General features: G+C 70.5%; 28 protein-coding genes. 9 read left to right on the top strand and 19 right to left on the bottom strand.

Going from position 1 to position 22,334, the window contains the following annotated elements:
- Positions 1-81: 81 nt before the first annotated feature.
- Positions 82-651, top strand: coding sequence for a ubiquinol-cytochrome c reductase iron-sulfur subunit (gene petA, locus MWU52_RS01295; protein WP_246948519.1), 570 nt, complete (start codon positions 82-84; stop codon positions 649-651).
- A gap of 21 nt (positions 652-672) precedes the next feature.
- Here petA and MWU52_RS01290 read toward each other — a convergent pair whose 3' ends face one another.
- From MWU52_RS01290 to MWU52_RS01270, 5 genes are all read right to left on the bottom strand, one after another.
- Positions 673-1,443, bottom strand: a complete 771-nt coding sequence (locus MWU52_RS01290; RefSeq protein ID WP_246948517.1) for a glutaredoxin family protein — start codon at positions 1,441-1,443, stop codon at positions 673-675.
- A gap of 11 nt (positions 1,444-1,454) precedes the next feature.
- Positions 1,455-2,393 (bottom strand): DUF305 domain-containing protein, encoded by a 939-nt coding sequence (locus tag MWU52_RS01285; protein WP_246948514.1) that lies wholly within the window; start codon positions 2,391-2,393, stop codon positions 1,455-1,457.
- A 91-nt stretch (positions 2,394-2,484) separates the two neighbouring features.
- Positions 2,485-3,408, bottom strand: coding sequence for a cation diffusion facilitator family transporter (locus MWU52_RS01280; protein ID WP_246948513.1), 924 nt, complete (start codon positions 3,406-3,408; stop codon positions 2,485-2,487).
- A complete protein-coding gene (gene cueR / locus MWU52_RS01275; protein WP_246948512.1) occupies positions 3,401-3,802 on the bottom strand; it encodes a Cu(I)-responsive transcriptional regulator in 402 nt (133 codons plus the stop codon). The genes MWU52_RS01280 and cueR overlap by 8 nt, the downstream gene beginning before the upstream one ends.
- 133 nt (positions 3,803-3,935) lie before the next feature.
- A complete protein-coding gene (locus MWU52_RS01270; protein WP_246948510.1) occupies positions 3,936-4,271 on the bottom strand; it encodes a hypothetical protein in 336 nt (111 codons plus the stop codon).
- A 119-nt stretch (positions 4,272-4,390) separates the two neighbouring features.
- Here MWU52_RS01270 and MWU52_RS01265 point away from each other — a divergent pair, with 119 nt between their 5' ends.
- From MWU52_RS01265 to MWU52_RS01250, 4 genes are all read left to right on the top strand, one after another.
- On the top strand, positions 4,391-6,901 hold the full coding sequence (locus MWU52_RS01265) for a heavy metal translocating P-type ATPase (RefSeq protein WP_246948508.1): 2,511 nt from the start codon (positions 4,391-4,393) through the stop codon (positions 6,899-6,901).
- Between the two features lie 103 nt (positions 6,902-7,004).
- Positions 7,005-7,733, top strand: coding sequence for a DsbA family protein (locus tag MWU52_RS01260; protein WP_246948506.1), 729 nt, complete (start codon positions 7,005-7,007; stop codon positions 7,731-7,733).
- 207 nt (positions 7,734-7,940) lie between these two features.
- The gene (locus tag MWU52_RS01255) at positions 7,941-8,456 is read left to right on the top strand and encodes a L,D-transpeptidase (protein ID WP_246952708.1); all 516 of its coding nucleotides are present in this window, start codon (positions 7,941-7,943) and stop codon (positions 8,454-8,456) included.
- 38 nt (positions 8,457-8,494) lie between these two features.
- Entirely contained in the window at positions 8,495-9,046 is a 552-nt protein-coding gene (locus MWU52_RS01250) for a hypothetical protein (protein ID WP_246948503.1), read from the top strand.
- A 22-nt stretch (positions 9,047-9,068) separates the two neighbouring features.
- Here MWU52_RS01250 and MWU52_RS01245 read toward each other — a convergent pair whose 3' ends face one another.
- Positions 9,069-9,437, bottom strand: coding sequence for a rhodanese-like domain-containing protein (locus tag MWU52_RS01245; RefSeq protein WP_246948501.1), 369 nt, complete (start codon positions 9,435-9,437; stop codon positions 9,069-9,071).
- A 28-nt stretch (positions 9,438-9,465) separates the two neighbouring features.
- Positions 9,466-9,837, bottom strand: a complete 372-nt coding sequence (locus MWU52_RS01240) for a hypothetical protein (protein WP_246948500.1) — start codon at positions 9,835-9,837, stop codon at positions 9,466-9,468.
- On the opposite strand from MWU52_RS01240, the gene MWU52_RS01235 reads away from it, so the two are divergent.
- Positions 9,824-10,111, top strand: a complete 288-nt coding sequence (locus MWU52_RS01235) for a metalloregulator ArsR/SmtB family transcription factor (RefSeq protein ID WP_246948498.1) — start codon at positions 9,824-9,826, stop codon at positions 10,109-10,111. The genes MWU52_RS01240 and MWU52_RS01235 overlap by 14 nt on opposite strands.
- Here MWU52_RS01235 and MWU52_RS17920 read toward each other — a convergent pair.
- Positions 10,108-10,242 carry a hypothetical protein gene (locus MWU52_RS17920; RefSeq protein WP_281493878.1) on the bottom strand — a complete coding sequence of 45 codons (135 nt, stop codon included), beginning with the start codon at positions 10,240-10,242 and terminating at the stop codon, positions 10,108-10,110. The genes MWU52_RS01235 and MWU52_RS17920 overlap by 4 nt on opposite strands.
- A gap of 53 nt (positions 10,243-10,295) precedes the next feature.
- The gene (locus tag MWU52_RS01230; protein ID WP_246948494.1) at positions 10,296-10,946 is read right to left on the bottom strand and encodes a cation diffusion facilitator family transporter; all 651 of its coding nucleotides are present in this window, start codon (positions 10,944-10,946) and stop codon (positions 10,296-10,298) included.
- Positions 10,947-11,101: 155 nt separating this feature from the next.
- On the opposite strand from MWU52_RS01230, the gene MWU52_RS01225 reads away from it, so the two are divergent.
- Together MWU52_RS01225 and MWU52_RS01220 are read left to right on the top strand one after the other, a co-directional pair.
- Complete coding sequence (locus tag MWU52_RS01225) at positions 11,102-13,450, top strand: cation-translocating P-type ATPase (RefSeq protein ID WP_246948493.1); 2,349 nt, start codon at positions 11,102-11,104, stop codon at positions 13,448-13,450.
- A gap of 72 nt (positions 13,451-13,522) precedes the next feature.
- Complete coding sequence (locus tag MWU52_RS01220) at positions 13,523-14,032, top strand: L,D-transpeptidase family protein (protein ID WP_246948492.1); 510 nt, start codon at positions 13,523-13,525, stop codon at positions 14,030-14,032.
- A gap of 21 nt (positions 14,033-14,053) precedes the next feature.
- On the opposite strand, the gene lnt is transcribed toward MWU52_RS01220, so the two are convergent.
- The 3 genes from lnt to MWU52_RS01205 are packed head-to-tail and all read right to left on the bottom strand — an operon-like array spanning position 14,054 to position 16,835.
- Positions 14,054-15,577, bottom strand: coding sequence for an apolipoprotein N-acyltransferase (gene lnt / locus MWU52_RS01215; protein ID WP_246948490.1), 1,524 nt, complete (start codon positions 15,575-15,577; stop codon positions 14,054-14,056).
- Entirely contained in the window at positions 15,574-16,041 is a 468-nt protein-coding gene (gene lspA / locus MWU52_RS01210) for a signal peptidase II (RefSeq protein ID WP_246948489.1), read from the bottom strand. Before lspA ends, lnt begins: the two co-directional genes overlap by 4 nt.
- An 11-nt stretch (positions 16,042-16,052) precedes the next feature.
- Positions 16,053-16,835 carry a ZIP family metal transporter gene (locus tag MWU52_RS01205; RefSeq protein ID WP_246948488.1) on the bottom strand — a complete coding sequence of 261 codons (783 nt, stop codon included), beginning with the start codon at positions 16,833-16,835 and terminating at the stop codon, positions 16,053-16,055.
- 206 nt (positions 16,836-17,041) lie between these two features.
- On the opposite strand from MWU52_RS01205, the gene MWU52_RS01200 reads away from it, so the two are divergent.
- Entirely contained in the window at positions 17,042-17,713 is a 672-nt protein-coding gene (locus MWU52_RS01200; protein ID WP_246948484.1) for a L,D-transpeptidase, read from the top strand.
- Between the two features lie 83 nt (positions 17,714-17,796).
- On the opposite strand, the gene MWU52_RS01195 is transcribed toward MWU52_RS01200, so the two are convergent.
- Genes MWU52_RS01195 through MWU52_RS01165 form a run of 7 tightly spaced genes read right to left on the bottom strand, consistent with a single transcriptional unit; the run spans position 17,797 to position 22,311 of the window.
- A complete protein-coding gene (locus tag MWU52_RS01195; protein ID WP_246948482.1) occupies positions 17,797-18,144 on the bottom strand; it encodes a hypothetical protein in 348 nt (115 codons plus the stop codon).
- 3 nt (positions 18,145-18,147) lie between these two features.
- Positions 18,148-19,515 (bottom strand): M23 family metallopeptidase, encoded by a 1,368-nt coding sequence (locus tag MWU52_RS01190; RefSeq protein ID WP_246948480.1) that lies wholly within the window; start codon positions 19,513-19,515, stop codon positions 18,148-18,150.
- Complete coding sequence (locus MWU52_RS01185; RefSeq protein ID WP_246948479.1) at positions 19,512-20,141, bottom strand: SCO family protein; 630 nt, start codon at positions 20,139-20,141, stop codon at positions 19,512-19,514. The genes MWU52_RS01190 and MWU52_RS01185 overlap by 4 nt, the downstream gene beginning before the upstream one ends.
- Positions 20,141-20,602: a copper chaperone PCu(A)C gene (locus tag MWU52_RS01180; protein WP_246948478.1), complete on the bottom strand. Its 462-nt coding sequence runs from the start codon at positions 20,600-20,602 to the stop codon at positions 20,141-20,143. Before MWU52_RS01180 ends, MWU52_RS01185 begins: the two co-directional genes overlap by 1 nt.
- Positions 20,603-20,633: 31 nt before the next feature.
- Positions 20,634-21,293 (bottom strand): thioredoxin domain-containing protein, encoded by a 660-nt coding sequence (locus MWU52_RS01175; protein WP_246948474.1) that lies wholly within the window; start codon positions 21,291-21,293, stop codon positions 20,634-20,636.
- Positions 21,290-21,712, bottom strand: a complete 423-nt coding sequence (locus MWU52_RS01170) for a disulfide bond formation protein B (protein ID WP_246952705.1) — start codon at positions 21,710-21,712, stop codon at positions 21,290-21,292. Before MWU52_RS01170 ends, MWU52_RS01175 begins: the two co-directional genes overlap by 4 nt.
- Positions 21,712-22,311, bottom strand: a complete 600-nt coding sequence (locus tag MWU52_RS01165; protein WP_246948472.1) for an SCO family protein — start codon at positions 22,309-22,311, stop codon at positions 21,712-21,714. The genes MWU52_RS01170 and MWU52_RS01165 overlap by 1 nt, the downstream gene beginning before the upstream one ends.
- Positions 22,312-22,334 lie beyond the last annotated feature (23 nt).

Here is a 22,334-nt window from a genome sequence, read left to right as displayed (position 1 = left end):
GACCTTACTCCGTGGGAAGGTGGTTCGCGACCTCCATGGGCAGCTTCCGAGGGGGCCGCCGCTCTCGCGAGGAGGTCGACGATGGATACGAAAGCAGACGAAGCCCCCGAAGGAACACGACGGGACTTCCTCTACTACGCGACGGCCGGTGCCGGCGTGGTGGTGACCGGGGCAGCCATGTGGCCGCTCGTGGACCAGATGAACCCGTCCGCGGACGTGCGGGCACTGCTGTCGATTCAGGTCGATATCTCGGGGGTGGAGCCCGGGACGCAACTCACGGTCATGTGGCAGGGCAAGCCGGTCTTCATTCGCAACAGGACGCCGGCCGAGATCGAGGCGGCGCTGGCGGAGGAGGTCGCCGATCTTCCCGACCCATTCGCCCGCAACGCCAACCTGCCCGCCGACGCGCCGGCCGTCGATGCCAACCGGGTGGTGCCGGACCAGGAGGCTCTTCTGGTGCAGATCGGCGTGTGCACGCATCTGGGCTGCGTTCCTCTTGGCGACGGGGCCGGCGATTTTGGCGGCTGGTTCTGCCCCTGCCACGGCTCGCACTACGACGCGGCAGGTCGCATCCGAAGGGGCCCGGCGCCGGAGAACCTGCACATTCCTCCCTATGCGCTGGCAGAAGACGGAACGCTGACCATTGGCTGACGGCGACGCGCTCCACATCCCTCACAGCAGGAAACGCCAGCCCATCCAGACCGCCATCGCGACCATCATCAGGTTCTCGGTCAGCGACACGAAGCCGAGCGGCACGTTGCTGTCGCCGCCCACGCAGGCGCATTTGAGCTCGCGCTTGTCGACATAGACCGCCTTGAACACCGAGACCGCGCCCACGGTGCCGATGAACAGCGCCGACGGCACCGACAGCCAGTGCCAGACCATGGCTGTCATCAGCAGGCCCGCGCCGGTCTCGACCCACGGATAGACGTAGCCGTAGCGCACCCATCGCTTGGCCAGCAGGTCGTAGTTGAGGAACATCGTCGAGAACCCCTCGATGTCCTTGAGCTTCTGCAACCCCAGCAGGACCATCGAGACCGAGATGAACCAGGCCAGCGTCTGCCAGGTCAGCAGCGTGTCGAAGGTGAACCAGGTGAAGGCCACCGCCAACGCCGCCGCCACCGCGAACAGCGCGATCACCGGCTGGTAGGACGTGTCGGAGCGTTCGGCCTCGGGCTTCTTCTTGCCCAGATGGACCTGCAGGTCGTCATAGCCGCCCACCCGCTCCTCGCCGATCCAGGTCTGCGGCGTGGTCTCGACGCCATGCTTCTCCTTGAAGGCGTCGGTCTCCTCGCGCGTGGTCAGCAGGTTGTCGTCGACCTCGAAGCCCTCGCGCTGGAGCAGGTCGACGGATTTCAGGCCGTAGGGGCAGGTGTGGCCCGGCATGTCCATCCGGTAGATGGTGGCGCGCGTGGCGCCATCTGTCATGGTGTCCTTGGGCATCGGAAGCCTCCTCAGGTGCAGATGTAGACGCCGCCGTAGCCGGCGCGAAGGGCAGGGTCGGTTTCGAGGTCGAAGATCAGATCGCTGCCCGCGCCATCGTCCTGCGGGACGACGCTGAGGCGCACGCCCTCGGCTCCGAGCACGGGGCTGCGCGTCAGGTCGCCCTCGACGAGCGATACGGGCACGAGTTGGCCGGTGATCTTCATCACGCCTTCTCCCGCCGTGTTCACCGCGACCACGGTTTGTTGACCTTCCGAGAAACGGAAGGCGCAGGCCGCGTCCGGCACGACCTGCGCGACCTCCTCGTCTGTCATCCCACCAACGTCCACGCCCGCAAGCGCCGGGCGCGACAGCGCCTCCGCGACCGAAGCCGCCACGGGAGTCGGCCCCGCGGTCTCGCCGTTCGGATACTCGCCGCCCACCTCGCCGTTATCGCGGATATACCGGATCAAGTAGTCCATCTCCGCGATCTCCTTCTCCTGCGCGGCGATGATCTCGTCGGCGAGCTTGCGGGCGCGCGGGTCCGTGATCGTCGCCCGCTCGGAGACCATGATGGCGATGGAGTGGTGCGGGATCATGGACTTCATCCAGCTCTCGTCCTGCACGGTGATCTGCGAGCGTACGAGCCACAGCCCGACCGCGAAGAACAGCAGGGACGCCGCGTAGAGCGTCAGGTTCAGCCACTTCGTCTTGTACATGAAGATCATGAAGGAGAGCATTATGGCCAGCATCGTGCCGAACATCAGCATCGACATGTAGGCCCGCGTCTCCGACAGCCAGAAGTCGCTCCAGCGGTAGATGTTCCAGTACATGAAGAAGTACATGACCACCGTCGACGTGGTCACCATCGCCAGCAGGTTGGCGTACATCTTCCAGTTGGGGCCGCTCTCGGATTTGCCCTGCGCCTCAGCGTCGCCCGAATGTCCCGAATGCATCGTCTCGTCGGCCATAGTATCCTCCGTCGCGCGTGTTTGCGGGCGCGGCGTTCGCCCACCAGTCTTGGATTGAACGTAGGTCCAGCGCTGGAAGGTTCCGGCAGCCTCAGGAGCGGCCGTTCCGGACGACGTTTAAATCGGGCGCGGGATCGTCGACAGCGACCCTTTCCTCGATCTGCAACGTCGAGAATCCGAACCCGGCCTCGATCAGGAACCGGTGGGCGTCCTCGAGGACGTAGGCCCTGATCGCACCCATCTCCGGCGCGATATGTGCGGTGAACAGATCGCGCCCGTCGGACAAGCGCCAGGCATGCGCGTGGTAGACTTCCCGGACCCCATCGATCTTCGCCAGACGCGCTACGACGGCCGCAAGGTCGATCTCCGGCGGGGTCGCGTCCATCAGGATGCGGAGGGCCTCGCGCAGGATGCCCCACCCAGCCCAGAGCAGTACGAGCCCGAAGGCCATGCCCAGAAGCGGGTCGATCGCGAGGAACCCGGTGAACCGGATGACGACCGCCGCGACGACGATGATGAGGCTGCCGACGAAGGTCTGAAGGATATGCCAATAGGCCCCGCGCACGTTGAGGTCGATCTTCTGCTGTTGCCAGAGCAGCGCCAGCGAGACGATTTCCGTGACCAGCCCGCCCGCCGCGACCCACAGCATCGGCGCCGTGGGCAGGTCGATCGGCTGCCCGAGGCGCATCGCCCCCATGACGATCACCAGGACCGCCATGCCCAGCAGGAACGCGCCGTTGACGAGCGCGCCGATCACCTCCGCGCGCTTGCGGCCGAAGCTGTAGGCCGCGTCCGCCGGGCGGCGAGCGATCCGGGCTGCGACCAAGGCGACCAGCACCCCGCCCACGGCCGAAAAGGTGTGTAGCGCGTCCGACAGGACGGCGACCGAGCCGATCCAGAGGCCGACGGCGAGCTCGATCAGGAAGTAGACCCCCGTCAGCCACGCGGAGATCGCGAGGGCACGGCCGCTTCCGGCGATGTGGCTGCCGTGCCCTCGGTGGCGATGTTCAGGCATGGGCACCGTCGCGCGCGCTCAGCGTCTCGATGATTGGACAGTCCGGCCGGTCGTCGCCGGCGCAGGACTCGACCAGTCCCGTGAGCGTGTCGCGCATCTCCCGCAGGGCGGTGATCTTAGCCTCGATCGCGGTGAGGTGGTCTTGGGCGAGCCGCTTGACCTCGGCGCTGGACCGCGTCTCGTCGTTCCAAAGCGCGAGTAGCGCACGGCAATCCTCGATCGAGAACCCGAGCGCCCGGGCCCGGCCCAGGAAGTTCAGCTTGTGGACGTCCCGCATCGAGAAGGCCCGGTATCCGTTTCCCGACCGGGTCGGCCTGACGAGACCGATATCCTCGTAGTAGCGGATCGTCTTGGGGGGGACGCCGGTCCGCTCGGCGGCTTCTCCGATGTTCATGACGGACCTCCCGCGGAGGAGGGACGGCAAGTGGAATGAAATGACATGACAGGTTCCTCGGTTTAATTGGCGCGATAGCCCGCTGCGCGCCGTTCGGGCGCGACGAGGGTCGGCGCGCCACCGGGGCGCGCCGTCAGGCCGTTCGCGGCGGATCGAGGAGGTCGTGAGGGTCGCGGCCGTCGGACAAACCGACCGGCCGGACTGCAATCGCCTTGTGGAACTGCGCAGCTAGGCAAGGCTCCGATGCGTCGGGCGCCATGCCCAGGACGCTCATGCAGGATGCCCCCCGGTCGCTCGCGTCCTGGCAGCATTCGTCCATGGAGCCGGTGCTTTCGGTAGGAAGACCCTGTTCGAACTGGGTCTCGCCATGCCCATGGGCATCCGCGGCGGCGGCAAGACCGGCCCCGAACAGGCTTGCTGTCAACAAGGCGACGACGAGCAGAGAGTAGAGGGTTCGGAACAGTGCCATGACCGGAAGATAAGACCGATGCCCAGTGATCTCAAGTTCACGGCATCGGCCCTTGACCTTCCAGCGGGGGGAAGCTCCATGTCTGCGGCCGACCGAAGCCCGCCCGAGGACCCGTGCCGATGCCAGCCCCCGCCCCGCCCCCGCAGACCTTACCCGTCGAAGGCATGTCCTGCGCGTCCTGCGTCGGCCGCGTCGAGCGGACTCTGCGGGCCGTTCCGGGCGTCGCGGAGGCCAGCGTCAACCTCGCCACGGGGCGCGCGTCGGTGCGCGGCACGGCCGACCGGGCCGCGCTGGTGCACGCCGTCGAGACGGCGGGCTACGCCGTGCCCGCCACGACCGTTGAGCTTGCGGTGGAGGACATGTCCTGCGCGTCCTGTACGGGCCGGGTCGAAAGGGCACTGGCAGCGGTTCCCGGCGTCGCGGAAGCGAACGTCAACCTCGCCACGGGGCGTGCGACGGTGCGCGGGACGGCCGATCCCGCGGCGCTGATCGCGGCCGCCGGGGCCGCCGGATACGCGGCGCGCGAGGTCGCGGGAGACCAGGGATCGCGGGACGCGGCCGCGGCGAAGCGCGACGAGGAGGCCGGTCGCCTGCGTCGCAGCATCCTGATCGCCGGCCTGCTGACGCTCCCGATCTTCGCCCTGGAGATGGGCAGCCACCTGATCCCCGCCATCCACGACCTCGTCATGAACACGATCGGGATGCAGGCCAACTGGATGATCCAGTTTGCTCTAACCACCCTCGTCCTCTTCGGACCCGGTCTCCAGTTCTACGCCAAGGGCTTCCCGGCGCTCTTCAAGGGCGCGCCGGACATGAACAGCCTCGTCGCCGTGGGCACGTCCGCCGCATATCTCTTCTCGGTCGTGGCGCTCTTCGCCCCGGGGCTGCTGCCCGAGGGCACGGTGAACGTCTACTTCGAGGCGGCCGCCGTGATCGCCACGCTGATCCTCGTCGGCCGCTGGCTGGAAGCCCGCGCCAAGGGGCGCACCTCGGAGGCGATCCAGCGTCTCGTCGGGCTCCAGGCCAAGACGGCGCGCGTGCGCCGGGACGGCGAGATCATCGAGATCGCCGTGGCCGACGTGGCCCCAGGCGACGTGGTCGAGCTGCGCCCGGGTGAGCGCGTGCCGGTGGACGGCGAGGTGGTCGAGGGCGGGAGCTACGTCGACGAGTCGATGATCACCGGCGAGCCCATCCCGGTGTCCAAGGAAGCGGGCGCCACCGTCGTCGGCGGGACGGTCAACCAGACCGGGGCACTGTCCTTCCGCGCCACGGCCGTCGGCGGCGACACGATGCTCTCGCAAATCATCCGCATGGTCGAGGAGGCGCAGGGCGGGAAGCTGCCGATCCAGGCCCTCGTGGACAAGGTGACGATGTACTTCGTCCCCGCCGTCATCACGCTCGCGGCCCTGACCTTCGGCGTGTGGTTCTTCTTCGGGCCCGACCCGGCGCTGACCTTCGGCCTCGTCAACGCGGTGGCCGTCCTCATCATCGCCTGCCCCTGCGCCATGGGGCTCGCCACGCCGACCTCGATCATGGTGGGCACCGGGCGCGGCGCAGAGATGGGCGTCCTCTTCCGCAAGGGCGAAGCGCTTCAGCTTCTCAACGAGGCCCGCGTGGTCGCGCTCGACAAGACCGGCACGCTGACCGAGGGCGAGCCGCGGATGACGGATCTCGACGTCGCGGACGGCTTCGACCCGGCGGACGTGCTGGCCCGCGTCGCCGCCGGCGAGGCGAAGTCCGAGCATCCCATCGCGCGCGCCATCGTCGCGGCCGCGGAGGCGGAGGGGCTCGATCTCCCCGAGGTCGCGAGCTTCGAGAGCGTGACGGGCATGGGCGTCTCGGCCATGGTGGGCGGCAGGCCCATCGAGATCGGCGCCGATCGGTACATGGTCTCCCTCGGATATGACGTCTCGGTCTTCACCGAGGCCGCCGAGCGGCTCGGCGACGAGGGCAAGACGCCGCTCTACGCGGCCGTGGGCGGCAAGCTCGCCGCCATCGTCGCGGTCGCCGACCCGATCAAGGAGACCACCCCCGAGGCGATCCGCACCCTGCACGATCTCGGCCTTAAGGTCGCGATGATCACCGGCGACAACCGCCGGACGGCGGACGCCATCGCGCGCCGCCTCGGGATCGACGAGGTCGTCGCCGAGGTCCTGCCCGATGGTAAGGTCGAGGCCGTCAAGGCGCTCCGGGCCGCGCATGGCCGGCTGGCCTTCGTGGGAGACGGGCTCAACGACGCCCCCGCGTTGGCCGAGGCGGATGTGGGCCTCGCCATCGGCACCGGCACCGACGTGGCGATCGAAGCGGCCGACGTAGTGCTGATGTCGGGCTCGCTCAGGGGCGTGCCGAACGCCATCGCGCTGTCCAAGGCGACGCTGCGCAACATCCGGCAGAACCTGTTCTGGGCCTTCGCCTACAATACGGCGCTCCTGCCGGTCGCGGCGGGCGTGCTCTATCCCGCCTTCGGCCTCCTGCTCTCGCCGATCTTCGCCGCCGGAGCGATGGCCCTCTCCTCGGTCTTCGTCCTCGGCAACGCGCTGCGCCTGCGCCGCTGGTCGCCGCCGATGCGCGAGACGTCCGTTCCGGTGCCGGCGCCCCGCGGCGACACGATGGCCGCCCCGGCGGAATGAGGCGCTTGACCTTCCCGCATGGGAGGGTCCGACGGTCCGCTTCGTAGACCGGGCGCCGGGTGCGCGATCGCGCCCTGCCCTGCCATGGACATGAGGCTCCACGATGCCCATACCGTCTCTCCGTCTCGCCACGGCCCTGCTGGCCGCCGCGCTCACCGGCGCCCCCGCCCTCGCCGACGAGATGACGGCGGAGGAGGTCAAGCGTCTCGCCCTTGAGGCGATCCTGGAAAATCCCGAGATTGTCATGGAGGCCGTGGGCATCCTGCAACAGCGGGAGGAGACCGCCCGCATGGACGCGGCCCGCTCCGTGGTCGCGGCGGAGCGGCAGGCGCTGCTCGCTGACGCGCCCGTGCTGGGCGACCCGGCCGGCGACGTCGCGGTGATCGAGTTCTTCGACTACAACTGCCCCTATTGCCGCCGCGCCAAGCCGGTCCTGTCCGAGCTCATGTCGGACGATCCCGGCGTGCGCGTCGTCGGCCGCGAATGGCCGATCCTGGGCGAGGGCAGCGTGTTCGCCGCCCGCGCGGCGCTGGCCGCCCGCGAGCAGGGCCTCTACGAGCCGTTCCACTGGGCCCTCATGGGCCTGTCGGGCCGGGCCGAGCGCGCCTCGGTGCTGCGCGTCGCCGGGGAGGTCGGGCTCGACGTCGAGCGGCTGCTGGCGGACATGGAGGCGCCGGAGGTCGACGCCCACATCGAGGAATCCATGCGGCTGGCCGATCTGCTCGGCTTCTCCGGCACGCCTTCCTTCGTGGTGGGCGAGACCCTGCTGCCCGGCCTCGTCGACGCCGGGACGCTGGCGGAGGCGGTCGCGAGGGTGCGCGAGGCGCGCTGATCCCCGGTCGTCGGACCGTCGCCCCGGACGGAGCGCAAGGCCGCCGGCGCCATGTCGGCGAACCTGCGCCGAGGCGGCGATGGCGCTTGACCTTTCCGCGCTGGAAGGCCCGAGCCGATCCTCCGGCCGGACGCATGTCGCGGCATCGAGCAGAGGAGACCGAAGATGTCCGATTACCAACGGCGCCGCGCCGTGATCACGGGCGGCATGGCCGCAGCGTTGACCGGCCTGGCGGCCCCCGCCCTGGCGCAGTCCGAGACCCGCCGCAATACATCCTATTTCGTCCCACACGACTGGCGCGATCATTTCGACGCCCTCGGATCCGGTCGCATCGTCTCGGACACGAACACCCGCGCCCTTCAGCATTGGGACGCGGACGGACGAATGACGCTCTATCCGACCTCGGTGCCGATGACCGACGAGTTGACGCGCCGCGGCTACACGGAAGTCGTGCGCAAGCGCGAGAACCCGTCCTGGACGCCCACGCCCGACATGCGCGAGCGCGACCCTTCGCTGCCGATCCGTATGGAGGGGGGCGATCCGGGCAACCCGCTGGGCACGCGCGCACTCTATCTCGACTGGCCGGCCTACCTGATCCACGGCACCCACGACACGCGCAAGATCGGGCGGCGTTCGTCCTCGGGCTGCATCGGCCTCTACAACACGATGATTGAGGACCTTTACGCGAAGGTGCCCGTGGGGGTGAAGGTCGTGCTCATCTGAAAAGCCTCGACCGGCATTTCGACCCGAGCCTGCGGCCGATGCGCTTCGCGCGCAACCTCCTGGCGCTCAGCCTCGCCGCATTGACCCTGCCGCTGGCGGCCTACATTGCGTTCCGCCCCGGCGCGGCCGAGATGCTGCGGCACGGCGGGTCGGCGGCCCTGTGGCTGCTGATCCGGCAGGTCGTGGTGAACGGCCTGCCGGTCGTCTTCATCGCCACCTGGGCGGGTGCCGTCCTGCACGGCACGGCCCGGCGTGGACGGCCCGCGCTGCTGATCGACGCGCCGCTGCGGCTTGCCGTCCTCGCGCTGCTGCATGCGGCCGTCTTCGTCTTCGCCGCCGGCTGGTTCGGCTCCTTCGGGGGCGACAGGATGACGGCGCTGCGGGTCGTGGCGCCGACGCTGGCGCGGGCGGCCGCCTTCGAGAACCTATCTGGCGTCTACCTCTACGCGACCCTGCTGGCCTCCCTGCCCGCGCAGGCCGCGACGCTGCGACGGGGCGGCGGGCGATGGCGACGGGCTGCCGCGGGAATGATCGCTTGGACGCTCCTTTGCGTCGCGGCATTCACGCTCCTCTCGTCCTTGGCGTCCTGACGGGGCCCGCCCCGCCCCCGCCTCAGCGCTCGACCGGCAGGCCCGCCGCCGCCCAGCCCTCCAGCCCGCCCTCGATCACGCGGGCGCGGTAGCCCATCCGGTCCAGCATCGCCGCCGCCAGCGCCGCCCGCGCCCCCGAAGCGCAGAGCACGTCCACCGTCGCGCCGCCCCGCGCCGCCGTCAGCCGCGCGCTGGCCATCGGGCTTTCGGGATCGGCATGCGCCTCCAGCAGGCCGTGCGGGACGTGCAGCGCGTCCGGCACGCGGCCCTTCTGCTCCAGCTCGCCCGGCTCGCGCACGTCGAGGATCAGCCCCTCCCCCGCGTCCTTTGGGGCGACCGGCGCGATCCGTTCGCGCGCCTCGACCACCAAGTCCTTCATGCTCATGCTCATGCCGTCGTCCTTTCGCTTGCGCCTCGGTCTAGAACCGGTTGGCGGGGATCTTGAAGTAGGCGTGCCCGTCCGCCTCCGGCGCGGGCAGTGCGCCGCCGCACAGGTTGACCTGCACGCATGCAGCATCCGGTCGGGCAACGACAGGAGAGCGTCGCGCGCCTCGCGGGTCTCGATGAACTCCGCCTTCGTTGCGCCCCGCCCGACTTGCTTGTTCGATGCCAGGTGCTCGGCCACGGTGCCCCCCCCACATCGGCTCGCCGCGATCCTCGGTGCCGTAGTCGTGACCGACGAACAGGCGCGTCTCCTCGGGCAAGGCCAGGACCGCCTGGATCGAGTCCCACAGTTCGGACACCGAGCCGTCGGGGAAGTCGGCCCGGCTCGACCCCATGTTGGGATACATCAGCTTGATCCTGTGCCTTTTGGCCGAGGGCGAGGCGTCGGCCGGCGCGCTGCAGGATGTGGTGGGCCTGAGCCAGGCCGCACTGTCCCAGCACCTCGCCAAGCTGCGCGGGGGCGGCGTGTTCGCTACCCGGTGCGAGGCCCAAACCATCCACTATCGTCTTGCCGACCCGCAGATCGAAGCCGTCATGGCCGCGCCGTACGACACGTTCTGCCGCGGGGTGAGCCGGTATTCTCGTTGGAACGGTCTGCACAAAACGGCCGGGCGGCGCTAGCGCCGCCCGGCCACCGCGTATCCGGCCCCGAAGCCGATCCCGACGAGGACGACGGTAATCACGAGCGTCCCGGCTCCCATGACGCCCATCATCGACCCCATCCCACCCATCATGCATCCGTCGATCATCATGTCGTTGGCTCCTTCGTCACCGGTTTTGCCGATTTCAACCAGGCTTCCGAACGTCAGGCGGCGGCCTCGACATCGTCCGGATCGACCGACCAGGCGTCCTTCGTGGCCTCGAACCCTTCCCAGGCGACATAGGGCACGATCAGCAGCGCCGCCACGGGGTCGGCCCACCACCAGCCCTGCCACTGCGTCAGGCCGATCCCAACCAGGACCACCACCGTCTGGTACTGGCAGATCATCGTGTCCTTGGCGTCGTATTTCAGGGCGGGCGAGTCCAGCCGCTTGCCGTAGCGGTACTTTCCCCAAGCCAGGAACGGGTTGACCACGAGCGAGACGAACAGGATCGAGATGCCCCACCAGTTGAAGCCGGGCGCCTCCTGCGACAGGAAAGCGCTTACCGCCTCGTAGAGGATCGCCGCGACCACGATCCAGAAGGCGCAGGCCACGACCGAGAGCGCGACCTTCTTGCGGTGCAGCACCGTGCGGCGGTCCCCGCCCTTCGCCTCACCGCGCAGCCGCCAGATGAGCGTGCCCGCCGAAGTGGCCTCGACCGTGCTGTCCAGACCCCAGCTGACCAGCGCCGCGCTGTCCGTGAGCAGACCCGCGGTTACGGACACGACGACCTCCAAGATGTTGTAGACGAGGCTGGCGATCTCGACGCGAATGCCGCGCTTGAGGTTCGCGTCCCGGTCGTTCTTCCCCGCCATGGCAGGCCTCCGCGTGACAAGTCCTTCCAGAAACGCGAAAGCCGCCCGATCGGTTCGCGAACTGTGGAAAAGGTCGATGCCCATGCCGAAACCCCTTGAACCTCTAGCGGCTAGAGCACCCATCTTACGGGCCGGACGTTCGGCAGGAGACCTTCATGGAACGGCGCGCAGAGCACGAAGACGAGCACGGAGTGGCAAACGACACCTGCTGCGGCGGGCAGGCCTTGCAGGCCTCGGAGGTCCCGCAGGCCTCGAGCGCGCCGCCGCCCGAGGCGGGGCGCAGCTTCCGCGTCAACGGCCTCGACTGCGCCGAGGAGGTAGCGATCCTGAGCCGCGTGGTCGGGCCCGAGGTGGGCGGCGCCGAGCATCTGGCCTTCGACGTGCTCAACGGCCGGATGACCGTGCTGGAGGGCGCGAAGCCCCTGCGCGACGACCAGATCGTGAAGATCGTCGGCTCCACCGGGATGAGCGCCAAGCCCTGGGACGCGGAAACCGCGGAGGCCGACCAGGCCGCGCATTTCCGCCGCCAGCGGCTTTTCACCGCCATCTCGGGCGGCTTCTGGGCGGCCGGCTTCGGCTGGCACGTCTTCGAGTCCGGCGCCATCGGCGCGGTCGGGTTGTTCTCGGGTCATGGCGAGGTGCCCATGCCGCTGATCGAGGTGGTCGCCTTCCTGATCGCGATCCTGTTCGGCGTCTGGCTCGTCGCGCCGAAGGCGTGGTCGGCGGCGCGGCGGCTCGCGCCCGACATGAACCTGCTGATGGTCGTGGCCGTCGCGGGCGCCATCGCGCTCGGCGAGTATTTCGAGGCGGCGACGGTGGCCTTCTTCTTCGCCCTGTCGCTGACGCTTGAGAGCTGGAGCGTGGGGCGCGCAAGGAACGCGGTCGCCGCGCTGCTGGACCTCGCGCCGCCCACGGCGCGGGTGATCCGGGACGACGGCTCGGAGGCGGACGTGCCGGCCGCCGAGGTCGCGGTCGGCGCGCGCTTCGTGGTGCGCGGCGGCGACCGCATCCCTCTCGACGGCGAGGTGACGGACGGCGCGGGTGCCGTCGACCAGGCGCCGATCACCGGCGAGAGCGCGCTCGTTCCCAAGGAGGCCGGCGACGAGGTCTATGCCGGCACGATCAACGGCGAGGGCACGCTGACGGTGCGCGCGACCAAGCCCGCTTCGGACACGGTGCTGTCCAAGATCATCCGCATGGTGGGGGACGCTCATTCGCGCCGCGCCGAGGTCGAGCAGTGGGTGGCCCGCTTCGCCCGCGTCTACACGCCCATCGTCATGGCCCTGGCCGTGCTGATCGCGCTTCTGCCGCCGCTCCTGTTGGGCGCGGCCTGGGATTACTGGATCTACAACGCGCTGGTGCTGCTGGTGATCGCCTGCCCCTGCGCGCTGGTCATCTCCACCCCCGTCTCGATCGTCGCGGCGCTGGCCTCCTCGGCGCGCAGCGGCGTTCTGATCAAGGGCGGGGCCTATGTCGAGGCGCCTGCCCGGATGACCGCGCTGGCCATGGACAAGACCGGCACGATCACGATGGGCGAGCCGGAGGTGGCGGGGCTGCACCCCTTGGGCGACGCCTCCGAGCGCGACCTGCTGGAGGCGGCCGTGGCGCTCGAGGCGCGTTCCTCGCACCCCTTGGCGCGCGCGATCCTGGCCCGTGGCGAGCGCGACGGCATCGCCCGCGCGGCCGCTGAGGACACGCGCACCGTTCCCGGCCGCGGCGTCGAGGGGACGTGGCGGGGGGCGCCGATCTGGCTCGGCTCCGACCGTTTCGCCGCCGAGAAGGGGCTGGGGGACGCGATCCCGCGCGACCTGGCGGAGCGGATCGAAGGCGCGGGCAGCACCCTTGTGGCCGTCGGGTCGGGCGACCGGCTGATGGGGCTCATCGCGCTGCGCGACCGCATCCGTCTCGACGCAAGGGGGATCGTGGCGCGGCTCCATGAACAAGGCGTGACGACCATCGTCATGCTCACGGGCGACAACGAACGCACGGCGCGCGCGGTCGCCGCCGAGGTCGGCATCGACGAGGTCCGCGCGGAGCTGCTGCCCGAGGACAAGGTCGCAGCCATCGAGGAACTGGTCGCGCGCCATGACGTGGTCGCCATGATCGGCGACGGGGTGAACGACGCGCCGGCCATGGCGCGGGCGCATTTCGCCATCGCGATGGGCGCCGTCGGTTCGGATGCGGCCATCGAGACGGCGGACATCGCGCTGATGACCGACGACATCGGCAAGGTTCCGTGGCTCGTCGGGCACTCGCGACGGACCATGGGCGTCATCCGCCAGAACATCGCGCTGGCGCTCGCCACCAAGGCGCTGTTCGTCGGACTGACGGCGTTCGGACTGGCCTCCATGTGGGGCGCCATCGCCGCCGACGTGGGCGTGTCGCTCCTGGTCGTGGCCAATGCGATGCGCCTTCTGCGGGCCGGGGGCGACGCGCCGCCGCCTGAAGGCGGCGAGCGGGTGGCTACGCGCATGGCGCAGGGGGCGCTGGCGCACGGGCATTGATCGGCGGCCCGCCGCCGCGTAGTCTCGACGCAATAACAGCGGCCACCGGAACACGGGGCGCGAGGGGCAGGCATGACCACGATATTGACGCGCCGCGCGGCGCTTCTGGGGGGCGCGGGCGCCCTCCTTTCCGGCTGCGCCGGCAAGTTCCGATCCTATGACGGACCGGCGGTGACGCGGCTGCGGCTCTTCAAGAGCCGACGGCTGCTGGCCTTGGAGGGCAGTGAAGGCATCCTGCGGACCTATCCGATCGGGCTGGGTTTCGCGCCGGTGGGCCACAAGCAGTTCGAGGGGGACGGCAAGACGCCCGAAGGGACCTACGTCATCGACCGCCGCAACCCCGACAGCAAGTTCCATCTGTCCATCGGCATCTCCTACCCGAACGAAGCCGACATCGCCTTCGCCGAGGCCGCCGGCAAGAAGCCGGGCGGCGACATCTTCATCCATGGCGGGCCCAGGCGCGGCATCGACCCGACCGACCTGCGCGACTGGACGGCGGGCTGCATCGCCGTCACCGATCGCCAGATCGAGGAGGTCTATGCCATGGTCCGCGACGGCACGCCCGTCGACATCTACGCCTGACGGCCCGGTGGCGCCTCTCCTTCAGGCCCGCCGCCGCAGGCCGGCCCTTCCGCCATCCGTCAGCCATGCCAGCAGCAGCGCCATCAGCACGAGGGGTGCCAGCACCAGATCGCCGAGCCGCGCGTAAAGCGTCGCGGGCCGGGGGGCGGGAAGCGCGGCGTCGATGACACCGGTCCGCTTCATCTCCAGACGGTCGCGGATGCGGCCCTCCGCATCGATCACCGCCGAGATGCCCGTGTTCGCCGCCCGCACGACCGGCAGCCCTTCCTCGACCGCGCGCATCCGGGCGGAGGCGAGATGCTGGCGGGGTCCGATCGAGGTGCCGAACCACGCGTCGTTGGTGGCGTTGAAGATCCAGTCCGGCCGGATGGCGTCGTCCACCACGGCACCCGGGAAGACGATCTCGTAGCAGATGGCGACCCCGACCGGCGGCAGGCCCGGCAGCGCCAGCGTGCGCGGCCCCGGCCCCGGCGTGAAGTCGCCCGGCGTCTCCACCAGGCGCTCGATGGGCAGCCAGCGCGGCACGTACTCTCCGAAGGGAACGAGGTGGTGCTTCGCGTATCGGCCGACCGGGCCGCCGGCGTCAAAGGCCTGCACGGCGTTGAAGTAGCGCGCGCCCTGCCCGTCCGCGACGCGGCTGGGCGCTCCCGTCAGCAGGACCCGGCCCGGCCCGAGCATCCCCGCGATGCGATCCGCGGCCGCCGCATCCTCGTCGAGATAGCCCGGAAAGGCCGTCTCCGGCCAGAGCAGCACGTCGAACGCGCCGGGCCGGCTCGACAGGCGCAGGTAGCGCGCGAAGGTCTCCGCGCGCAGCTCGGGACGCCACTTGTCGGCCTGTGCGACGTTGCCCTGCACGATCCGAAGGCGGATCCCCGTCTCCTTGACCGGCGCCGCGGCCAGCCGCAGCCATCCGGCGCCCGCGAGCGCGAAACAGAGAAGCCCGGCGAGGGCCAGCGCGCCCGCCCGCCGCCGCCCCTCAGCCCGCAGCGCGCCCGCCGCGAGCGCGGAGACTAGGACCAACACGAACCCAAGGCCGTAGCTGCCGATCCAGGCGGCGGGTTGCCGGAGCGGGTCGAACTCCGCCAGGGCGTACCCCGAAAGGTTCCAGGGAAACCCGGTTAGCACATGGCCGCGCAGCCACTCGGTCGCCGTCCAACAGGCCGCGAAGGCGGTCGCGCCCGTCGCGCCGCCAATCCGCAGCCGCGCGAAGGCCGCGCAGGCCAGGGCCGGGAACAGAGCGAGAAGCGCGCTCAGGCCCGAGATGGCGGGAACGGCCATCCAGCCGTAGCGCTCGGCCTCGACAGTGAAACTTTCCGCGATCCAGGAGAGCCCGAAAGCGAAATGCCCCAGCCCGAAGACCCAGCCGAGCGCGAAGGCCCGCCATGTCCCTGCCCCCGACACCAGAAGGAACAGCGCCCCGAAGGCCAGCGGCGCGGCCGGCAGCACCGAGAAGGGCGGCAGGGCGAGGACCGCCGCGGCACCCGCCGCGAAGGCCAGCGGCAGGACCGGCACGCCGCGGCCGAGGCCCGCGACGGCGGCCGTCATGCGGCGCGGCGGCCCATGAGCGGGCGCAGGACCAGCAGCGCCGCGCCGCACACCACCGCCACGTCGGCGAAGTTGAAGGCCGGCCAGTGCCAGGCCCCGGCATAGAAATCGAGGAAGTCGGTGACCGCGCCGAAGCGGATGCGGTCCACGACGTTTCCGAGCGCGCCGCCCACGATCATCCCGGCGGCGACGGCCTCGCTGCGCGTCGGGGCCGCGACCATGATCCGCAGAAGCCACGCGCAGATCGCGGCCGCGACGAGGGCGAGCCCCCACCAGGGCACATCACCGAAGAGCCCGAAGGTCACGCCGGAGTTGCGCCCGAAGACAAGGTTGAAGCCGGGCGCGAACGGCACGCCGCCCGCGAGACGCGCGGCCTCCGCGACGACCAGTGCCTTGCTCGCCTGATCGGCAGTGAGGGCGGCCAGCAGCGCGCCGCTGCCCGGGACAAGGTTCCGACGTCGCATCGCCAACTCGCTCATCCCAGCCACACGTCGAGGAACAGCATGATGACGAGGCCCACGGCGAGCCCCAGCGTCGCGCGGTTCTGATGGCCGCTGCGGTGCGTCTCGGGGATGATCTCGTGGCTGATGACGTAGAGCATCGCGCCCGCCGCAAAGGCGAGGCCCCAGGGCAGGAGCGGCTGGGACAGGGTGACGACGCCCGCGCCGAGAAGGCCGCCCAGGGGCTCGACCATGCCGGTCAGCGCTGCGATGCCCCAGGCCCGGACCTTCGAGTACCCTTCGCCCAGCAGCGAGACGGCCACCGCCAGCCCCTCGGGGGCGTTCTGCAACCCGATGCCGATGGCGAGCGGCAGGCCGCCGGACATCCCGTCCGCGCCGAAGCCCACGCCCACGGCGAGGCCCTCGGGGAAGTTGTGGATGGTGATGGCGATGATGAAGAGCCAGACGCGCCTGAGCGAAGCGGCCTGCGGCCCCTCGCGCCCCGAGGCGAAGTGCTCGTGCGGAAGCCGCTCGTTCATCAGCGCGACCGCGCCCATGCCCAGAAGGATCGAGACGCAGACCACGGCGGCGGGCATCGCGCCGTTCTCGAACATCGGCTCGGCGGCATCGAGCGCGGGGATTATGAGGGAAAAGAAGGACGCAGCCAGCATCACGCCAGCCGCGAAGCCGAGCGCCATGTCCCGCGTGGAGCGCGACGGGAGCCGGCCGAACAGGACCGGGACCGCCCCGATCGCCGTCATGGAGCCGGCGGCGAGGCTGCCCAGGAGGCCCAGCATGATGGGGGATAGTTCGGTCATCGTCGCCCCCCCGATGCCGGGATGGACGGCCCGACGACGCTCACGGTCCGGCCACGCAAAATCGCGTGAAGTTCGCGGGCCGACGCCTCGAGCCCCGACGAACTCCCACGGCCCGCGCCGGAACCCGGACTTGCCGTCGCCGGTTTGAAACATGAGCCCCCTGCGTGTAGCGCGGAGGCGAAATCTTCAAGGAATAGGCCTATCCCATGCTGACCAGACGCCATTTCATCGCGACGACCTCCGCCCTGCTCTCGACCGCGGCCACAGGCCCGGCCCTCGCGAGCCGCTGGCCCACGGACGCGCAGAAAGCGGCCTGGGACGCGCAGGTCACGCCGCCGGGCTACGACCCGGCCACGACCAATCCCTGGGGCCTGCATCCGCGCCTGCTGCCGCAGCGGGTCACGGCCCGGCCCGGCCTCGTGCCCGGCGACATCCACGTGGACGCGACGGCGCGCTACCTCTACCATATCGAGGAGGGCGGCACCGCCATGCGCTACGGCGTGGCCATCGGCCGCGACGGCCTCTACGAGCCGGGCACCTACCGGATCGGCCGCAAGGTGCGGTGGCCGCACTGGACGCCCACGCAGGACATGATCCGGCGCGAGCCCGAGGCCTATGCGCAGTACGAGGACGGGATGGAGCCGGGCCCCCAGAACGCGCTCGGCTCGCGCGCGCTCTACCTTTTCGATGGCGGCCGCGACACCTATCTGCGCATCCACGGCACGCCGTCGCCGGGCTCGATCGGCTCGCGCGCCAGCTCGGGCTGCGTGCGGATGGTCATGCCCCACATCAACGACCTCTACGACCGGGTCGAGACCGGGGTGACGGCCTTCCTCTACAAGCCTGCGGGCGACGGGCCGTCGGTGGCGCACAGCTGACGGCCTCATGATCCCGCCCTGCCGGGCCGCTGCCCAGCGGGGCGCCGGAATGGCGACGGTTGGACAGTCGCAACGCCGCGTCCTCATGACCCGGCCGACGTCCCGGAGCAGATCGGATTTCCTTCGGGCGTGCGCAGCGGGAGCATCGTCGTCTCGACCGGTCCGACATGGCGGTACCAGTAGCACCCGTCGCCGGGTCGCCGTTCGACGGTGCTCAGATCCTGATACGGGGCCGCCAGGACGGCGATCTGCTCCATTGCCTCGGGCGAGATGCCCTGCTCCGGCGCTCTCTCCGTTCCGACTGGAACCGCGCAAGCTCCGAGCGTCAGCAGGGCGCCGGTCAGGAGCGCCCCCCTGCCCGTTCGCCGCAGGGCGGGGCCCAGGGGATGCACGGGCTTCTCCGACTCGATCTTCGAGTGGCGTGGTTCCATGGTTCAGAGCCTTTCGTTCGGATCATCGGGCGACGCGCCGGTGAGCGCGTCCTCGAGCGTCGCGCGCGCCTCCGCCAGCCGCTCCAGCGCCACGTCGGCCTGCCCATCGTGCTCGGCCGCTTCCGCCAGCCGCTCGTCCGACAGCGGATCGGTCGGCCGTCCGTCCACCCGCACCTCGTAATGCAGGTTCGGCCCCGTGGCCGTTCCGGTCGCGCCGACCCGGCCGATCATGTCCCCGGCCGCCACGCGCTGCCCTTCGGACAGCCCGCCCGGCACCGCGCTCAGATGCGCGTAGCGCGTCATGATCTCGGGGTCGTGGGCGATCTCGACGACGCGTCCGTAGCCGCCGCGCCAGCCGACGAAGGAGACGCGACCCGGCGCGGTGGCGCGGACCGGCGTGCCCTGCGCGGCGGCGAAGTCGACGCCCGTATGCATCCGCACGTTGCCGAAGACCGGATGGACCCGGCGGCCGAAGACCGAGCTAAGACGCGCGCCCTCCACGGGCTGTGCGAAGATGCGCTGCACCTCGCCGTCGAGGTAGATCGTCGCGCGGCCGGTCCCGTCCTCGGGCCAGGCCACCTCGAAGAGCGCGTCGCCGAGGTCGAGCGCCGCGAAGGCGAGCTCGGGCTGGCCCACGAGGTCGTCCCCGACCCGCGCCTCGCGCCACATCACGCGCAGCGTCTCGCCGCCGCCCAGGTCGCGGCGGAAGTCCACCGCGCCGCCCAGCATCTGCGCGAGGTCGACGGCGAAGCGGGCAGGCATGTCGGCCGCGTCCAGCGCCGCGAAGAGCGAGGACTCGACGCGCGTCTCGCCGGCCAGGGACACAATCTCGGGCTCGGGGGCCATCACACGGACCACCGGCCGCGCGCCGAACGACGCCTCGATCCGCACGCCGTCGTCGACGCGAAGGGTGACGGCGCGGGGCCCGCCTTCCGGCGCCTTGACCACGTCGACTCCATGACCCGGGCGCAGCCGCCGCAGATCGTACTCCGCGCCCAGGGCGAGTGCGGCCTCCGCCCGGTCCGCCGCGGCGAGGCCGGCTTCCGCCAGCACCGCGTCGAGCGTCTCGCCCGGCGCGACCTCGCGCGACCAAGTCGGCAGCGGCGGCTCGACCTCCAGCATCGGCGCGGGGGCGGCGGCGGCGGCCAGGACGACCGGGGGGCGGACACCCGGCGGGGAGTCCAATGGCAGGGCGACGAGGTCCGGCGCGAGCGTCTCCGGCGGCGGAAGCGTCGGCATCTCGGGTTGCCAAGCGGCCGCCGCGGCCAGCGCCGGGGGGACGGGCTCCTTTCCGAACGAAGCCATACCGACCGCCGCCATCGACGCGCCGCCCGCCACGGTCAGCCCCGCGGCCAAGTATCTCAATCTCATGTCTGCCCCTCTGTGTTCCGCCTCAACGCGCGCCGTATCTTCGGCACTGCGAACTCCCTCGGCTCGTGATAGTCGATGATGCTCGCGAACCGGCCCGCCGCGTCGAACAGGAAGACGCCCGCGGTGTGGTTCATCGTGTAGTCGCCGTCCCCGGTCGGAACCTTCTCGGCCCGCGCCCGGAAGCCGTCGAGCGCCCGGCTAACTTCGCGGGGCGCCCCGGTCCAGCCGCGGATCGCCGGGTGGAAGTAGCCGACATACTCCGCGAGCACCTCCGGCGTGTCCCGTTCCGGGTCCACCGAGACCAGGACGACGTTCATGTCGCTGGCCTCGTCGCCCAGGTCGTCCAGCCAGCCCGAGATGTCGGCCAGCGTCGTGGGGCAGACATCGGGGCACCAGGTGAAGCCGAAGAACAGGAGCGTCGGGCGCCCGACTAGCGTCTCGGGGCCCACGGGGCGCCCCTCGTGGTCCACCAGATCGAACGCCATCGCCGTGAGCGGCAGGGGCAACGGATCCTCGGCGGCATCCGGCGCGCCGGGTCCGTCCACCTGCCACCACCCCGCCAGCAGTGTCAGCCCGAGCGCGGCGACGCCGCCTGCGCCGGTGCCGAGGATCGTCCTGCGCCGCATCAGCCCCCGGGCCCGCGGGCGGTGATGCCGAGCACGGCGACGGGGACCGTCACCTCGCCGCCGTCCGAGAAGGTCAGCATCAGCTCGAAGGCGTCGCCCTCGTCCAGCGAACTTTGCAGGTCCATCAGCATCACGTGCAGCCCGCCGGGCTCCAGCGGTATACTTTCGCTGGGACCGACCGCGATTTCGCCTGCCGGCATCATGGAGCTGACGCCATTGTCGTCCATGGAGCTCAGATGGATCTCGGCCCGCCCGGCGATCGGCGCGGCGACGCCCGTCAGCGTCAGGGTCGCATCGCCCGCGTTGCGAAGCGTCAGGTAGGCGGCGCCCGGACGGGCCGTGCCGATGGTGGCGCGGGCCCAGGCGTTCTCGACCACGACGTCCTCCGAACCGGCCTGCGCCGGGCCCAGGCCCGCGGCCGCCGTCAGAGCCGCCAGCGCGGCCATGGCTATCCGGTTCATGCGGACTCCTCCTCGCACCCTACCCACGCGATCAGGACCCGGCCGCCGCGACCTCGGCCGCCACCAGCGCGCGCAGCGTGGCCTCGCCGAACGGCTCCACCGGCTTGCCGTTGACGAAAAAGGTCGGCGTCCCGCGGATGCCCACGGTCTCGACGTCGGCGCGGTCCTGGTTGAGGATGCCGACGACATCCGGCGCCCGCATCTGATCGCGCGCGAGCTCGGGATCGAGGCCCGCGGAGGCGGCAATGTCGAGCACCAGATCCGCGTTCGGCGCGCCATGCGATGCCCATCGGGGCTGCTCGCGCAGCACGACTTCCAGCACGGGCTCGTAGACGCCCTGCATCCGGGCCGCCTCCAGAACACGGATCGCCTCCTCGGAGGCCTCGCCGTGGAACGGCGTGTAGCGGATCGCCACGCGCACCGCGTCGCCGTGCTCGGCCATGATGTCCTTCACGATGGGATGGAACGCGCGACACGCCTCGCAGGCCGGGTCGAAGAACTCGACGATGGTGACTGGCGCGTCCTCCGGACCGAGGATCGGCGCGTGGGGACGCAGCAGCGCCTCCGCCTGCTCGGCCGGGACGGATGCGGCGGCGACCACCGGGGCGGGCCGGGTGGCGTACCAGGCCGCGGCGACGAAGGCCGCGAGGGCGACGACGAGGACGCCCAGGATCAGGGGTCTGCGGTTCATGAACGGGTCTCCTTGAGGGAAAGCGCCGAAAGACCTGCGACGAGCGCGAAGGCGATCAGCGACAGGAGGGGGATGGGAATGCCGAGGACCAGCTGGTTCTCGTCGGTGCAGGACGGGCCGGTCGCGGTGCAGGGCTGGATCGGCTCGGGAACGAGGCCGACATACAGCCCCATATGCCAGAGCGCGACCGCCCCGCCGCCGAGGGCCAGCGCGACGCCGTAGCGCCCGACCCGCGCGTCCCGCCACCACAGCCCGAGCCCCAGTACGATCGCCAGCGGGAACATGAAGGCGCGCTGGTACCAGCAGAGCAGGCAGGGCATCTGGCCCAGCACCTCGCCGATGAACAGGACGGACAGCGACGCGACGAGCGCGACGGCCCAGGCGGCCGCCAGCGCGGCCTCTCCTCTGACCTTGTTGATCATGATGCGAGGTGCTCGTTCAGGTCGGCGAGGATCTCCTCGGCCGGCGTGCCGTAGGGCCAGGACCGGACGTAGCCGGCCTCCGGACCGAAGAGGAACAGCTGCGAGGAATGGCCCATCGTGTAGCCGCCCGGTGCCGCGGCCTCCTCGACCTTATCGTAGTAGATGTGGAAGCCGTCCGCCGTTCGCGCGATCTGCTCCGGCGTGCCGGTCAGCCCTACGATGCCCGCGCCGAAGGCCGGCACGAACTCCGCGAGCGCGGTCGGCGTGTCCCGTTCCGGATCGATCGAGACGAAGAGCGGCTGGACCCGGCCGGCATCCTCGCCCAGGCCGTCCATCACGGCCGCGACCTCCGCGAGGGTCGTGGGGCAGACGTCCGGGCAGTTCGCGAAGCCGAAGAAGACCAGCATCCATTGGCCTGCGAAATCCTCCTGCGTTCGGATCATGCCCTCGTGGTCCGTCAGTTCGAAAGCCGCCTGGAACGTCGGGCCGCCCTCTTCAACTTGGGCTGCGCGATAATCTGCCCAAAGCAGCAGCCAGACGAGCGCGAACACGGCGATGCCGACCAGTATCCAGGCCGCCGTTCGAACCGTCCTCATGCGAAAAGAAAATGCGTCGAAAT

The sequence above is a fragment of the Jannaschia sp. S6380 genome (genome assembly GCF_023015695.1).
Taxonomy (GTDB): Bacteria; Pseudomonadota; Alphaproteobacteria; order Rhodobacterales; family Rhodobacteraceae; genus Jannaschia.
The sequence above is the reverse complement of the archived record's forward strand: the minus strand, read 5'-3'. Positions and strand labels throughout refer to the sequence as shown.

Bases quoted from the DNA above. Each gene is read 5' to 3' on its own strand.
- cueR (WP_246948512.1), bottom strand. From the start codon at position 3,802: ATGAACATCGGAGAAGCCGCCGAGCGGACCGGCGTCCCCCCCAAGACG.
- MWU52_RS01245 (WP_246948501.1), bottom strand. From the start codon at position 9,437: ATGAGCATGAGCATGAAGGACTTGGTGGTCGAGGCGCGCGAACGGATC.
- MWU52_RS01225 (WP_246948493.1), top strand. From the start codon at position 11,102: ATGGAACGGCGCGCAGAGCACGAAGACGAGCACGGAGTGGCAAACGAC.
- MWU52_RS01220 (WP_246948492.1), top strand. From the start codon at position 13,523: ATGACCACGATATTGACGCGCCGCGCGGCGCTTCTGGGGGGCGCGGGC.
- MWU52_RS01200 (WP_246948484.1), top strand. From the start codon at position 17,042: ATGCTGACCAGACGCCATTTCATCGCGACGACCTCCGCCCTGCTCTCG.
- lnt (WP_246948490.1), bottom strand. From the start codon at position 15,577: ATGACGGCCGCCGTCGCGGGCCTCGGCCGCGGCGTGCCGGTCCTGCCG.
- MWU52_RS17920 (WP_281493878.1), bottom strand. From the start codon at position 10,242: ATGATGATCGACGGATGCATGATGGGTGGGATGGGGTCGATGATGGGC.
- petA (WP_246948519.1), top strand. From the start codon at position 82: ATGGATACGAAAGCAGACGAAGCCCCCGAAGGAACACGACGGGACTTC.
- MWU52_RS01255 (WP_246952708.1), top strand. From the start codon at position 7,941: ATGGCCGCAGCGTTGACCGGCCTGGCGGCCCCCGCCCTGGCGCAGTCC.
- MWU52_RS01265 (WP_246948508.1), top strand. From the start codon at position 4,391: ATGCCAGCCCCCGCCCCGCCCCCGCAGACCTTACCCGTCGAAGGCATG.
- MWU52_RS01180 (WP_246948478.1), bottom strand. From the start codon at position 20,602: ATGAACCGGATAGCCATGGCCGCGCTGGCGGCTCTGACGGCGGCCGCG.
- MWU52_RS01195 (WP_246948482.1), bottom strand. From the start codon at position 18,144: ATGGAACCACGCCACTCGAAGATCGAGTCGGAGAAGCCCGTGCATCCC.
- MWU52_RS01250 (WP_246948503.1), top strand. From the start codon at position 8,495: ATGCGCTTCGCGCGCAACCTCCTGGCGCTCAGCCTCGCCGCATTGACC.
- MWU52_RS01270 (WP_246948510.1), bottom strand. From the start codon at position 4,271: ATGGCACTGTTCCGAACCCTCTACTCTCTGCTCGTCGTCGCCTTGTTG.
- MWU52_RS01185 (WP_246948479.1), bottom strand. From the start codon at position 20,141: ATGCGGCGCAGGACGATCCTCGGCACCGGCGCAGGCGGCGTCGCCGCG.
- MWU52_RS01190 (WP_246948480.1), bottom strand. From the start codon at position 19,515: ATGAGATTGAGATACTTGGCCGCGGGGCTGACCGTGGCGGGCGGCGCG.
- MWU52_RS01240 (WP_246948500.1), bottom strand. From the start codon at position 9,837: ATGTATCCCAACATGGGGTCGAGCCGGGCCGACTTCCCCGACGGCTCG.
- MWU52_RS01235 (WP_246948498.1), top strand. From the start codon at position 9,824: ATGTTGGGATACATCAGCTTGATCCTGTGCCTTTTGGCCGAGGGCGAG.
- MWU52_RS01175 (WP_246948474.1), bottom strand. From the start codon at position 21,293: ATGAACCGCAGACCCCTGATCCTGGGCGTCCTCGTCGTCGCCCTCGCG.
- MWU52_RS01230 (WP_246948494.1), bottom strand. From the start codon at position 10,946: ATGGCGGGGAAGAACGACCGGGACGCGAACCTCAAGCGCGGCATTCGC.
- MWU52_RS01285 (WP_246948514.1), bottom strand. From the start codon at position 2,393: ATGGCCGACGAGACGATGCATTCGGGACATTCGGGCGACGCTGAGGCG.
- MWU52_RS01280 (WP_246948513.1), bottom strand. From the start codon at position 3,408: ATGCCTGAACATCGCCACCGAGGGCACGGCAGCCACATCGCCGGAAGC.
- MWU52_RS01165 (WP_246948472.1), bottom strand. From the start codon at position 22,311: ATGAGGACGGTTCGAACGGCGGCCTGGATACTGGTCGGCATCGCCGTG.
- MWU52_RS01205 (WP_246948488.1), bottom strand. From the start codon at position 16,835: ATGACCGAACTATCCCCCATCATGCTGGGCCTCCTGGGCAGCCTCGCC.
- MWU52_RS01260 (WP_246948506.1), top strand. From the start codon at position 7,005: ATGCCCATACCGTCTCTCCGTCTCGCCACGGCCCTGCTGGCCGCCGCG.
- lspA (WP_246948489.1), bottom strand. From the start codon at position 16,041: ATGCGACGTCGGAACCTTGTCCCGGGCAGCGGCGCGCTGCTGGCCGCC.
- MWU52_RS01290 (WP_246948517.1), bottom strand. From the start codon at position 1,443: ATGCCCAAGGACACCATGACAGATGGCGCCACGCGCGCCACCATCTAC.